The organism is Roseobacter cerffii (assembly GCF_054226325.1).
This window is the reverse complement of the sequence record NZ_CM135757.1, coordinates 2,306,738-2,318,819: the sequence shown is the minus strand read 5'-3', so window position 1 is coordinate 2,318,819 and position 12,082 is coordinate 2,306,738. Positions and strand designations below refer to the sequence as shown.

Genomic DNA, 12,082 nt, shown 5'->3' with positions numbered 1-12,082 from the left:
CACAATATATAGACCCTGCGGAAAAATTGGGCGTCCGACGTGAGCGATACACCACAACCCCCTGAAAATGATGACGAAATGATGCCGGAGCGCCCGAGCTATGATGGTCCTACCGTCAGCATCGAGCAGGAAATGCGCACGTCGTATCTCGATTATGCGATGTCCGTCATCGTCAGCCGCGCCATTCCAGATTTGCGCGACGGATTGAAGCCGGTGCATCGGCGTATCCTCTTTGCGATGCACGAAACCGGCAATTCGCATGACAAGGCCTATCGCAAGTCTGCCCGGCCCGTGGGCGACGTGATGGGTCAGTACCACCCCCATGGCGACAGCGCGATTTATGACGCGCTGGTGCGCATGGCGCAGGATTTCTCCATGTCCCTGCCGCTGCTCGACGGTCAGGGCAACTTCGGCTCCATGGACGGCGATAACCCGGCGGCCATGCGCTACACCGAAGTCCGCATGGACAAGCCTGCCGCCTATCTCTTGAACGACATCGACAAGGACACCGTCGATTTTCAGGACAACTATGACGGCAAGCAGCAGGAGCCGACCGTGCTCCCGGCCCGCTTTCCCAACATGCTGGTCAATGGCGCGGGCGGCATCGCTGTGGGCATGGCCACGAACATTCCGCCGCACAATCTGGGCGAAGTGGTGGATGCGACCCTTGCGCTGATCGAAGACCCCGATCTCACCTCTGAGCAGCTCATAGACTACGTGCCCGGGCCGGACTTCCCGACGGGTGGCATCATGCTGGGCCGCTCCGGCGCGCGCAAAGCTTACCTGGAAGGCCGCGGCTCGGTCATCGTGCGGGCAAAGACCCGCATGGAAGAACTGCGCAAGGACCGTTGGGCGATCATCGTCGATGAGATCCCCTATCAGGTGAACAAATCCACCATGATCGAGAAGATCGCCGAACAGGTGCGCGAGAAGAAGATCGACGGTATCGCCCACGTGCAGGACGAATCCGACCGCAATGGTGTGCGCGTGGTCATCGAGTTGAAGCGCGACGCGGTGTCGGAGGTGGTGCTCAACCAACTCTACCGCTTTACACCGATGCAGACGTATTTCGGCTGCAATATGCTTGCGCTCAACGGTGGTCGGCCCGAACAGCTGACGCTGCGCAAATTCCTCACCTATTTCATCGACTTCCGCGAAGATGTCGTCGCCCGCCGTACGGCCTACCTGCTGCGCAAGGCGCGCGAACGCAGCCACATTCTTTGTGGTTTGGCCGTCGCTGTGACCAATATCGATGAAGTTGTCGCAACCATCCGCGCCTCGGCCGATGCCGCGGAAGCGCGCGAAAAGCTGATGACCCGGCGCTGGCCTGCCGAGCAGATCCTCGACTATATCGCGCTGATCGATGATCCGACCCATACCGCCAATGACGACGGCACGTATAACCTCAGCGAAACCCAGGCGCGCGCTATTCTGGAGTTGCGTCTGCAACGCCTCACGCAGATCGGCGTGAAAGAGGTTACCGACGAGCTGGAAGAACTGGCCGGCAAGATCAAGGAATACCTCGAAATCCTGGGGTCGCGCGACCGGATCATGGGCATCATCGCCGATGAGCTGCGCGAGGTACGTGAGCTCTTTGCCGTGCCGCGCCGGACGGAGATTGTCGACTGGTCCGGCGATATGGACGACGAGGACCTGATCGCGCGGGAAGACATGGTCGTGACGGTCACCTCGGGTGGCTACATCAAGCGCACGCCTCTGGCCGATTTCCGCAGCCAGCGGCGGGGCGGCAAGGGTCTTGCAGGCATGCAGACCAAGGAAGAGGACGTGGTAACCACCCTCTTCGTCGCCAACACGCATACGCAGCTTTTGTTCTTCACCACCGATGGGATGGCCTACAAGCTCAAGACCTGGCGGCTGCCGCAGGGTGGGCGCACGTCGAAGGGCAAGGCCATCGTGAATATTTTGCCGATCCCGACAGGGGTATCGATCGCGGCCATCCTGCCGATTGACCGCGACGAGGAGGACTGGTCCGAGTTGCAGATCGTCTTTGCGACCTCCGCCGGGACGGTCAGGCGCAACGCGCTGAGCGATTTCACCAATGTGAAGTCCAACGGCAAGATCGCGATGAAGTTCGAAGGAGAAAGCGAGGGTTGGAAGCTGATAAACGCGCGCATCGCCTCGCCCGACGAAGACGTGATGCTGGTGACGGCGTCTGGGCGCGCGATCCGGTTCCCGTCAACGGACGTGCGCGTCTTCAACTCGCGCAGTTCCGTGGGCGTGCGCGGTGTAAAGCTCAACGGCAATGACAAGGTGGTGTCGATGTCGATCATTCGACATTTCGATGCGACCCCGGACGAGCGCGCGGCCTACCTGAAGATGCGGCGCGCGATGGCGGGGATTGCGGATGACACGGAAAGCGCCGCGTCGGATGAGGAAGAGACCAGCGCCAACGCCACGATCAGCCCGGAGCGTTATGCCGAGATGTCGGCCTCTGAGAACCTGATCCTGACGCTCACCTCGAGCGGTTCCGGCAAGCTAAGCTCCAGCCATGACTACCCCGTCCGCGGGCGCGGCGGCATGGGCGTGCAGGCCATGGACAAAGCAATGCGCGGCGGTGCTCTGGTGGCGTCTTTCCCGGTTGATCTGGATGATCAGATCATGCTGGCGACGTCCAAGGGCCAGTCCATACGCGTGCCGGTCGAAGGTATCTCTTTCCGGTCCCGGTCGGCGGGTGGGGTGAAGGTTTTTGACACCGGCAAGGGCGAGGAAGTGGTCAGCGTGGCCTGGATCGCCGATCAGGGGGATGAGGCGGGCGAGACACCCGAGGAGTGATCCCGCGACCTCTGTAAGGCGCTGAGGCGGGTGGTGCAGGTTTGCCGGTGCAACCCTCCACACTCTTAACGTGACGGCAAGACTTTGCGCGCACACTCCATCACGTGTGACGCGAGAGGTGCCGTTATGAATGTCTATTGCTGCATGATCACGTTGAAAGATGATGCAAAAGCTTTGCTCTTTGCGAAGGCGCTGGATGACTGGATGGGACATCTGAGCGCCAAGGGTGTGATTGGTGAGTGGCGATTGATGCGCCGCAAGCTCAATCTCGCTGCAGATTGCTACCGCGATTTCATGCTCGAGATCGAGGTGGACGGTCTTTCGCAACTGGATGACGCGTTCCGTCTGACCGGAGCGCATGATGATGATGTCGCGCAGATGCATCGGGCGGTGAACGATCTGATTGCAACGGCAGAGTTTGCGCTCTACCGCCCCTACCCCGATCTGGAACGCGCCGAACGGATGGCGCTGCTCTGATCTTTCAAAGATCGTAAATGCTTGAGAACTTCTCTTTGAGGTAGGACAGCAGAGGCGCTTCCGAGGGCGCTGCCCCACAAGCCCGCGCAATGACCTCGCGCGGCTCGAAAAGCCCGCCGTGGGTCTGCACTGCCTCCTTCAACCACCCGGTCGCACCAGATGTGTCGCCCTGAGCCAGCTGGCTGTCTAGCGCTGGTACAGCAGCGCGCATCGCCTCGTGCAGACACCCCGCATAGACATTGCCAAGACTGTAGGTCGGGAAATAGCCGAACAGCCCGACCGACCAATGCACATCCTGCAACATCCCGTTGGACGGTTTGTCCACCGCGAAACCGAAGTCGGCTTCGAAGCGGTCATTCCAAGCCGCCTCGAGGTCGGACACCTTGAGATCGCCGCTGATCAGGGCACGTTCCAGATCAAAGCGCAGCAGCACGTGCAGGTTGTACTGCAGCTCGTCCGCCTCGGTTCGGATATAGCCATCTGAGACGCGATTAACGCTTGCATAGAAAGTGTCTGCGTCGCCGATCCCGAAGTCGCCGAAGGCCTCGTGCATCTGTTCAAAGAGCCAGCAGGTGAAAGCGCGGCTGCGCCCGATCTGGTTTTCATAAATCCGGCTTTGGCTTTCGTGCACCCCCATCGAGACGCCTGCGCCCAATGGCGTGAGCATGTAGTCGCGGTTGATGTTCTGCTCATAAGTGGCGTGGCCGACCTCGTGGATCGTCGAGTAGAAACAGTTGAACGGGTCCTCCGGGTTGGTGCGGGTTGTGATCCGCACATCGAGCCCCGAGCCGGAGCTGAACGGATGCACCGCGGTGTCGATGCGTCCATGGCTCACGTCATAGCCGAACACCTCGGCCAATTTTCGAGTGAGCGTCATCTGCGCGGCCTCATCGAACCGACCTGCCAGCGCGGGCGGCGCTTCGGCGTCCCGCACTGCCGCGCGCAGTGCCGCCAGCTCAGGGCGCAAGGCGCCGAACATGGCTTCGAGCTCGTCGCCTGTGGTCCCTGGTTCGTAATCGGCCAGAAGGGCGTCATAGAGCGGCCCGCCGTCGGACAGGGCCCGTGCCTCTTCCCGACGCAGCTCAATGATCTCCTCGAGAACCGGCGTGAAGGCGGCCACATCATCCGCGGCGCGCGCTTCGGCCCAGATGCCCTGCGCCTCCGACGTCACACGGGCGATGCGTGTGGCAAGGGCTGCGGGCACCTTGCGATTGCGGTCATGGCTGCGGCGAATATGGCGCAGCTGGGCCTGTGCCGTCTCATCAAGCGGTGCGCCATCAAGTGACGCCAACCAGTCGCCCACCCGCGGGTCGATCCGCCGGGCGTGCAGCACCCCCGCAATGGCCGCGCTTTCCTCGCCCCGTTGCGGCGCGGCGCCGGGGGGCATCATGGTTTCCTGGTCCCACCCCAGTCGTCCCGCAATCTGCGACAGCGCTTCCGTCTCGCGGGTAAATGCCATCAACTCGTCATAGACGCTCATGCGGTCGGTCCTCTCAAGGATGTGGCGATGGGATAGCCGCTCAGGAAGCGGGCACGCAGGATCAGCACCCAGAGGATGACTGCGACGAGCTGGTGCACAAGGGCAATATGAACCGGCGCGCCGTAGAGTACGGTCCCGATCCCGATCACAATCTGCAGGGCGACCGCGGCCAGCACCGCATTGAAGGCAAAACGTGTCGCGGGATGCGAGGATTTGCGCCCGCGCAGCCAGACAACAATCGCGAAGGCTGCGAGCAGATATCCGGTGATACGGTGGATGAATTGCACAAGCCCGGGGCTTTCGAAAAAATTGCGCCACATGGGTTCAAGCACAAAGGCGCTGGCCGGGAAGACCTGCCCGCCCATCAGCGGCCAATCGGTATAGCTGCGTCCGGCGTCGATGCCGGCGACCAGCGCGCCGATCAGGATCTGCAGAAAGGCAAAGTGCAAAAGGCCGGTGGCCATGCCCCACTGCTTGGCCTCCTTGGCGCGCCGCGCCTGCATCAGGTCCCGCGCCGTTCGCCCGAGTTGCAGGACATACCAGGTGATAAAGCCAAGGATCACGAAGGCGAGGCCGAGGTGGGTCGCGAGACGGTAGCTCGCCACATCCGTCATGCCTTCGCCCTGCGTCACACCCGAGGCGACCATCCACCAGCCAATGGCACCTTGCGCGCCGCCGAGGGCGCCGAGCCAGAGCAGCTTGGGCGTCCAGCCTGCCGGAATCTGGCGGCGGATCGCGAACCATCCAAAGCCAAGCGCCCAGACGAGGCCGATGACTCGGCCCAGCTGGCGATGCCCCCATTCCCACCAGTAGATGACCTTGAAATCGTCAAGCTCCATCCACTGGTTCTGGATCTGGAATTCGTCAATCGCGCGGTATTTGGCGAACTCGCTCTCCCACTCCGCTGCATTCATCGGCGGCAAGGCCCCAGTGATGGGGCGCCACTCGGTGATGCTGAGCCCGCTGTCGGTGAGACGGGTGAGCCCGCCCACGGCGATCATCAGGACAACAAGTGCAAATAGGATCATGAGCCAGATCCGGATCGCGCCGCGTGCGCCTGCGTGGCCCTGGTCGATCCCACCGGGTTGCGCTGCGGGACGGGTGGCTGTCGCGTCGCCAACCTCTTCAAAGAGCTTGCGTTTGCTGCTCATGCGATTGTCCTTGCTGTGATCTCGCGCTGCATACCTAAGACCATCGTGCGGCGGCGTCTAGCGCGTCTCGTCGTCGCGCATTTTCCACCGCACAAGCTGGCGCAGCATGCCGTGCATCATCTGCACATCCGCCCGGGTCAAGGGCATCCGGCTCCACATGTTGCGCAGGTTGGTGCGCATCGACTGGGCCTTGTGATCGGGAAAGAAGAAGCCGGCGTCCTCCATGCGGTCCTGGTAGTGATTGGCGAGGTGCTCGATCTCGATTGCATCGGCCCAGTCGGTCCCGGCCATCTCGACCGTGTCATGGGTGATTTCACCAATTGCGCGCATCCACTCATAGCCCACCAGCAGCACGCATTGCGCGAGGTTCAGTGAGGGGAACTGCGGGTTGACAGGCACCGAGATGATCGCATTGGCCCGCGCGATATCATCATTTTCGAGCCCCGCCCGCTCCGGGCCAAAGAGCACGGCGATACGCTGCCCGGCGCGGATTTTTCCTGCGGCCTGCCGCATGGCCTCCTCCGGGCTGACCACCGGCTTGGTCAGGTCGCGCGACCGCGCCGTGGTCGCGTAGACGAAGGTGCAGTCCCCAATGGCGGCGGGCAGATCATCGGTCAGTCGGGCGTCATCCAGCAGCCGCCCCGCGCCGCTCGCCATGGCCACGGCATTCTGGTTGGGCCAGCCGTCCCGTGGTGCGACGACCCGCATCCGGTCCAGCCCGAAGTTCCACATCGCGCGCGCCGCTGCGCCGATATTTTCGCCCATTTGGGGGCGAACAAGGACGAAGGCGGGTGTCTGGGGTTGTGCAACAGGATCGGTCATGCGCGCCTCATACGGTCGAAACTCCGCACTCGCAAGCGGCGGGTCAGGCACGGCATAGGCGTTTGCATTCCGCCGAGGTTCCGTTACACGCTGCGAAAAAGACTTTGAGAGGACGGCTCATGGACACGCCCGAGCAACCGCAGCTCTACCTGATCACACCGCCGGAGTTCGAGCTGAGCAGTTTTCCTGACCTTCTGGCCTCTGTTCTGGATGCGCAGCCGGTGGCCTGCGTGCGGCTTGATCTGGCGACGCGCGACGAAGACCGGCTGTCGCGCGCGGCGGATGCGCTGCGCGAGGTGACACATGCGCGTGACATCGCGCTGGTTCTCACCGATCACACGGTCTTGTCCGAAAAGCTGGGCCTTGACGGCGTGCATCTGACCGATGCCGCCCGCTCTGTCCGTGAGACGCGCAAGGCTCTGGGCGAGGATGCGATTGTCGGCAGCTTCTGTGCGACCTCTCGGCATGATGGGATGACAGCAGGGGAAGCGGGCGCGGATTACGTGAGCTTTGGGCCCGTGCGGGCCTCGAATCTCGGCGATGGCAGCTTTGCCGAGGCAGCGCTCTTTGAATGGTGGTCCGAGATGATCGAAGTGCCCGTGGTTGCAGAAGGCACCCTGGATGCCGCGACCATTGCTGCACTCACACCTTTCACGGACTTCTTCGGGATTGGCGAAGAGATTTGGGCCGCGGATGATCCCGCGACCGCGCTCGGCGGCTTTGTCGCAGCGATGGGCTAAGGGTCAGAGAAAGACCCGTTCCACGAACCAATAGGCCCCGACGGCAGCGATCACGCAGGAGGCCGGGACGGCAATCCGCGACCGATACCAGTCCTTGCGGATGAACCAACCGACCAGCAGGAACGCGATGGCAATTACCGTCAATTGCCCCACTTCGACACCGATGTTGAAGCCGATGAGTGCGGGGATAAACTGCCCCTCGGGCAGACCGAATTCACCGAGCACGGAGGCAAAGCCCAGCCCGTGCAGCAGGCCAAATCCGAATATGACCGCCGGGCGCCAGGGATTGAGGCCGGAGGTAAAGACGTTCTCGATGGCAACATAGACGATTGACGCCGCGATCAATGGTTCGACAATGCTGCCGGGGATATTCACCCAGCCGAGCGCGCCAAGAGCCAGTGTCACGGTATGCGCCAAGGTAAAGGCGCTGACCTGCCAGATCAGCGGGCCAAGCCGGGTGCTGAGGAAGAAGAGGCCTAGCACGAAGAGAATGTGGTCCAGCCCCTTGGGCAGGATGTGATCGAACCCGACCGGGATATAGGCGGCGAAGGTCTGCCAGCCGTTCGCGGCGCTGCCCCCGGCAATATCGATGGCCGGGCTGCTCTCACCGCCGTTCAAGAAGCCGGTGTAGGGCTCCTCGACGCCCTGCTGGCGCAGCACGAGCGCTCCGCTGCCGGTGGGCCAGTTGACGGTGATGGCCGATGCGCCCGCAGGCAGCGGCGCTGTGAGGCTCAGGACCGAGATGCGCGGCAATTCCGGGCCAAGCTCGGTGGGGATCTCCAAACCGGCCTGGTCGAGCTCCAGCACTGCGCCCGCGCTCAGAAGCGGGACGTCGTTCCAGGCTGAGATCAGTTGCGGCACCCGCTCGGCCAACGCATCCGGTGTCAGCGCGCGCAGATCGGTGTAGGCGGGTCCGGCATCGTCGTCATTGGTGTTTTCGACCGCATCGAGATCGACACCCGCGAGAAAGGCTTCGAGATTGATCCGCATGTCCAGTACAACCGTCTCGCCGTCAACGACCGCGAGGTCCGCGATCGTGGGGACAAGCTCATGGGCGGCGGCTCGTGTCGTCGACCAGCCAAGGCTGACAGTTGACAATGCAAAGAAAACAAACAGGTTGAAAATGGCGGACAGGATAGGTGGTCTCATGAGGCTCTCGCGTCTCTCTTTGATTTGGCTCTTGCTAACCAGTACGGCGGCGGGAAGCCATGAGTTTTGGATTGACCCAGAAAAATATCAGGTTGAGCCCGGCGCGCCCCTCGCCGCGCACCTGCGCAATGGCGAGGAGTTCAAGGGGATCACGCTGGCCTGGTTCGAAAACCGTTTCAGCCGGTTTGACGTGGCGATGGCCGATCGTATCGACGCTGTGGCTGGTCGTGCGGGTGACACGCCCGCAATGGCGATCACGGCGCCCGGCACCGAGGGTCTGCTGGTCGTGCTGCATGAGACCGAGCCGTCACGGCTGACCTACAAGACGTGGGACAAGTTCCTGAAGTTCGCAGCGCACAAGGATTTTCCCAACGCTGCGTCTGATCACGAGGCTGCAGGATGGCCGAAAGAAGGGTTCCGCGAGAGCTATACGCGGCACGCCAAATCGCTGATCGCGGTGGGTGCAGGCGAAGGTCAGGACCGTGCCTTTGGGCTGGCGACTGAATTTGTGGCCTTGAGCAACCCCTATGACGCAGGTTTTGACGGGCAGATGCGGGTGCGTCTGCTCTACCGCGAGCGGCCTCGGGGGGATGCGCAGATCGAGGTGTTTGACCGGGCGCCGGATGGGGCGGTGACCGTGAGCCTCACGCGCACGGATGCAGCGGGCGAAGCAACCATCCCGGTGCTGCCGGGCCACAGCTATCTCTTCGACGCCGTTGTCCTGCGGCCCAGCGTCGAGGCAGGCACTGCAGAGCGCGCACCGGTGTGGGAAACACTCTGGGCGGCGCTGACCTTTTCCGTTCCGGAGTGAGTGGCCCTTGAACCCCGGCGCGTTCCCGGCCACAAGACCTGCATGACGGCACCACCTGACATCCTCTGCATCGGTTCGGTTCTTTGGGACGTGATCGGTCGGTCAGCAAGTGCGATGCGGCAGGGCTCGGACGTGCCGGGGCGGATCACGCGCATCCCCGGCGGCGTGGCGATGAACATCGCGATGACACTGGTGCGGTTTGGTCTGACGCCCGCGTTGCTCACCTCGATTGGCCGGGACGCCGAGGGCGACGAACTGGTGGCCGCCTGTGCGGCGCGGGGCATGATCACCGAGACGATCTATCGCTCAGATGACCTGCCTACCGATATCTACATGGCGGTCGAAGGCGCCAACGGTCTAATCGCCGCAATCGCTGATGCGCATTCGCTCGAGGCGGCGGGCTCGAAGATCCTGGGCGCGCTTTCCGATGGGCGGTTGGCAACACCCGAGGCGCCCTACAGCGGGCTCGTGGCACTCGATGGCAACCTGACCCTCGATCTGCTCAACGAGATCGCGCGCAGCCCGCTCTTTGCCGAGGCCGACCTGCGCGTGGCGCCCGCCTCACCCGGCAAAGCGGAACGGCTGAGCCCGTTCCTCTCGGGCAAGCGGGGCACGCTCTATGTGAACCTCGAAGAGGCGGGGTTGCTCTGCAAGCGCAAGTTCAACGATTCGCGTGAGGCGGCGGAGGGCTTGCTCGCGCGTGGGGCCACGCGTGTGCTGGTCACCGATGGCGGTTCGGACGCGACCGAGGGGCGCCCGGACGGGCTCCTGACGCAGACACCGCCACAAGTGCTGGTGACCCGGGTCACCGGTGCGGGTGACACCTTCATGGCCGCCCATATTGCTGCCGATGCCGAGGGCGCCGCCGCCGAAGAGGCCCTGAGCCGCGCGCTGCAGGCCGCTGCCACATATGTGTCTGGAGAAACTGCTTTATGACTGCCCTGACCCTTGTGCGTTCTGCCGAAGTTGCCGCCGCGATGGCCACAGCGAAGCCTGTGGTCGCCCTCGAGAGCACGATTATCACCCATGGCATGCCCTACCCGCAAAACCTCGAGGTGGCGCGTCAGGTGGAGAACGATACTCGTGCTGCAGGTGCCGCGCCCGCCACCATTGCGGTGATCACTGGCATCTTGCACATCGGCCTGGACGACACACAGCTCGAGGGCTTGGCGCAGACCAAATCGGTGGCCAAGCTCTCTCGCGCTGATCTGGCAGCTTGTATGGCGACCGGCGGAACGGGTGCCACGACGGTTGCCGCAACGATGATTGCCGCGCGTCTGGCGGGGATCGAGGTCTTCGCGACCGGTGGCATTGGCGGGGTGCACCGTGGCGCGGAAAACAGCTTTGACGTCTCCGCCGACCTGATGGAACTGGCGCAGACGCCGGTGACCGTCGTCGCGGCGGGCGCCAAGGCCATTCTCGACGTGGACAAGACGCTCGAGGTGCTGGAGACGCAGGGCGTGCCGGTGATCGCCGTGGGTCAAGACAGCTTCCCCGCCTTTTGGAGCGCACAGTCGCCCCTCACCGCACCGCTGCGCATGGATACGGCTCTGCAAATCGCGCAAGCGCATCACATGCGCGCACAGCTGGGCCTGCCCGGTGGGCAGCTTGTGGCAAACCCCATCCCAGCCGCTGACGAGATCGCAGCAGCAGAGCTCACGCCAATCATCGCCCAGGCTCAGGCCGACGCCGACAGCCACGGGATAAAGGGCAAGGCGGTCACGCCGTATCTGTTGCAACGGATCTTTGAGCTGACCGAGGGCAGATCGCTCACCGCGAACATCGCGCTGGTCCGCAACAACGCGAAGCTGGCGGCAGAGATCGCATCTGAATTGGTCACGCTCTCCCGTGACGCGGGAAGTTGAGTGGAAGTAGGTGCAAATCCATTGTGCCGCCCGCACATTGCACCTAACTACGGGGAGCGTCAGTTAGAGAAGCGTTATGAATACCCCGTTTGACCAAGAACCGCCCGTGACCCGCCGCAGTCTGATTTCCTGGTTACGCGCCTCTTTCCTGACCGGCCTTGTCGTCATCGCGCCTGTCGGGCTTACGATCTGGCTAATCTGGTCTGTCGTGGGCTGGATTGACGGGTTTGTGCTGCCGTTGGTTCCCGGCTCCTACCAGCCTGACCGCCTTTTGCAGGATTGGCTGGGGCTCGATCCGGAAATCCAGATCAACATTCGCGGCATCGGCGTTGTCATCTTCCTGATGTTCACCGTTCTCGTCGGCTGGATGGCCAAGGGTATCATCGGCCGCTCGCTCATCCGATATGGCGAAAGCCTGGTCGAGCGCACTCCGGTGGTCCGGACGATCTATTCCGGCATCAAGCAGATCTCCGAGACCGTCTTCGCACAATCCGAGCGCTCTTTCGAGAAGGCCTGCCTGATCGAATATCCGCGTCGGGGGATCTGGGCCATCGGGTTCATCTCGACCACGACCAAGGGCGAGGTCGCCGCGCGGGGCAATCAGGGCGCACCGATGCTGAGTGTTTTCGTCCCGACGACGCCAAACCCGACCTCGGGGTTTTTGCTGTTCTTCCCGTCCGACGATGTGATCGAGTTGGACATGACCGTGGAAGACGCGGCAAAACTGGTGATCTCCGCCGGGCTTGTCTACCCCAACGGCAAAGACCCGACCCAGCCGCCCAACGGGCGCTAAG

The 12,082-nt window shown here is 62.9% G+C and carries 11 protein-coding genes; 7 read left to right on the top strand and 4 right to left on the bottom strand.

Annotated elements, in window-relative coordinates:
• Positions 1 to 39: 39 nt before the first annotated feature.
• Together gyrA and ACVC7O_RS11200 are read left to right on the top strand one after the other, a co-directional pair.
• Positions 40 to 2,793, top strand: a complete 2,754-nt coding sequence (gene gyrA, locus ACVC7O_RS11205; RefSeq protein ID WP_458322218.1) for a DNA gyrase subunit A — start codon at positions 40 to 42, stop codon at positions 2,791 to 2,793.
• Positions 2,794 to 2,919: 126 nt separating this feature from the next.
• Entirely contained in the window at positions 2,920 to 3,270 is a 351-nt protein-coding gene (locus ACVC7O_RS11200; RefSeq protein ID WP_458322217.1) for a DUF6614 family protein, read from the top strand.
• A 4-nt stretch (positions 3,271 to 3,274) separates the two neighbouring features.
• Here ACVC7O_RS11200 and ACVC7O_RS11195 read toward each other — a convergent pair whose 3' ends face one another.
• Genes ACVC7O_RS11195 through ACVC7O_RS11185 form a run of 3 tightly spaced genes read right to left on the bottom strand, consistent with a single transcriptional unit; the run spans position 3,275 to position 6,723 of the window.
• On the bottom strand, positions 3,275 to 4,750 hold the full coding sequence (locus tag ACVC7O_RS11195) for a carboxypeptidase M32 (RefSeq protein WP_458322216.1): 1,476 nt from the start codon (positions 4,748 to 4,750) through the stop codon (positions 3,275 to 3,277).
• The gene (ctaA, locus tag ACVC7O_RS11190; RefSeq protein WP_458322215.1) at positions 4,747 to 5,901 is read right to left on the bottom strand and encodes a heme A synthase; all 1,155 of its coding nucleotides are present in this window, start codon (positions 5,899 to 5,901) and stop codon (positions 4,747 to 4,749) included. Before ctaA ends, ACVC7O_RS11195 begins: the two co-directional genes overlap by 4 nt.
• Positions 5,902 to 5,958: 57 nt before the next feature.
• Positions 5,959 to 6,723 carry an RNA methyltransferase gene (locus ACVC7O_RS11185; RefSeq protein ID WP_458322214.1) on the bottom strand — a complete coding sequence of 255 codons (765 nt, stop codon included), beginning with the start codon at positions 6,721 to 6,723 and terminating at the stop codon, positions 5,959 to 5,961.
• Positions 6,724 to 6,842: 119 nt separating this feature from the next.
• Between ACVC7O_RS11185 and ACVC7O_RS11180 the strand changes: the two genes are divergently transcribed.
• Positions 6,843 to 7,463 carry a thiamine phosphate synthase gene (locus ACVC7O_RS11180; RefSeq protein WP_458322213.1) on the top strand — a complete coding sequence of 207 codons (621 nt, stop codon included), beginning with the start codon at positions 6,843 to 6,845 and terminating at the stop codon, positions 7,461 to 7,463.
• 3 nt (positions 7,464 to 7,466) lie between these two features.
• Here ACVC7O_RS11180 and ACVC7O_RS11175 read toward each other — a convergent pair whose 3' ends face one another.
• Complete coding sequence (locus ACVC7O_RS11175) at positions 7,467 to 8,612, bottom strand: HupE/UreJ family protein (RefSeq protein ID WP_458322212.1); 1,146 nt, start codon at positions 8,610 to 8,612, stop codon at positions 7,467 to 7,469.
• Positions 8,613 to 8,643: 31 nt separating this feature from the next.
• On the opposite strand from ACVC7O_RS11175, the gene ACVC7O_RS11170 reads away from it, so the two are divergent.
• The 4 genes from ACVC7O_RS11170 (at position 8,644) to ACVC7O_RS11155 (ending at position 12,081) form a co-directional block, all read left to right on the top strand.
• A complete protein-coding gene (locus ACVC7O_RS11170) occupies positions 8,644 to 9,423 on the top strand; it encodes a DUF4198 domain-containing protein (RefSeq protein ID WP_458322211.1) in 780 nt (259 codons plus the stop codon).
• Positions 9,424 to 9,465: 42 nt separating this feature from the next.
• Positions 9,466 to 10,359, top strand: coding sequence for a PfkB family carbohydrate kinase (locus ACVC7O_RS11165; protein WP_458322210.1), 894 nt, complete (start codon positions 9,466 to 9,468; stop codon positions 10,357 to 10,359).
• The gene (locus ACVC7O_RS11160; RefSeq protein WP_458322209.1) at positions 10,356 to 11,288 is read left to right on the top strand and encodes a pseudouridine-5'-phosphate glycosidase; all 933 of its coding nucleotides are present in this window, start codon (positions 10,356 to 10,358) and stop codon (positions 11,286 to 11,288) included. Before ACVC7O_RS11165 ends, ACVC7O_RS11160 begins: the two co-directional genes overlap by 4 nt.
• Before the next feature lie 76 nt (positions 11,289 to 11,364).
• Positions 11,365 to 12,081 carry a DUF502 domain-containing protein gene (locus tag ACVC7O_RS11155; RefSeq protein ID WP_458322208.1) on the top strand — a complete coding sequence of 239 codons (717 nt, stop codon included), beginning with the start codon at positions 11,365 to 11,367 and terminating at the stop codon, positions 12,079 to 12,081.
• Position 12,082 lies beyond the last annotated feature (1 nt).

What these genes read in the sequence shown, in the direction of transcription:
- ACVC7O_RS11200 (WP_458322217.1), top strand. Translation starts at nt 2,920, where the DNA reads ATGAATGTCTATTGCTGCATGATCACGTTGAAAGATGATGCAAAAGCT.
- ACVC7O_RS11195 (WP_458322216.1), bottom strand. Translation starts at nt 4,750, where the DNA reads ATGAGCGTCTATGACGAGTTGATGGCATTTACCCGCGAGACGGAAGCG.
- ctaA (WP_458322215.1), bottom strand. Translation starts at nt 5,901, where the DNA reads ATGAGCAGCAAACGCAAGCTCTTTGAAGAGGTTGGCGACGCGACAGCC.
- ACVC7O_RS11185 (WP_458322214.1), bottom strand. Translation starts at nt 6,723, where the DNA reads ATGACCGATCCTGTTGCACAACCCCAGACACCCGCCTTCGTCCTTGTT.
- ACVC7O_RS11180 (WP_458322213.1), top strand. Translation starts at nt 6,843, where the DNA reads ATGGACACGCCCGAGCAACCGCAGCTCTACCTGATCACACCGCCGGAG.
- ACVC7O_RS11175 (WP_458322212.1), bottom strand. Translation starts at nt 8,612, where the DNA reads ATGAGACCACCTATCCTGTCCGCCATTTTCAACCTGTTTGTTTTCTTT.
- ACVC7O_RS11165 (WP_458322210.1), top strand. Translation starts at nt 9,466, where the DNA reads ATGACGGCACCACCTGACATCCTCTGCATCGGTTCGGTTCTTTGGGAC.
- ACVC7O_RS11160 (WP_458322209.1), top strand. Translation starts at nt 10,356, where the DNA reads ATGACTGCCCTGACCCTTGTGCGTTCTGCCGAAGTTGCCGCCGCGATG.
- ACVC7O_RS11155 (WP_458322208.1), top strand. Translation starts at nt 11,365, where the DNA reads ATGAATACCCCGTTTGACCAAGAACCGCCCGTGACCCGCCGCAGTCTG.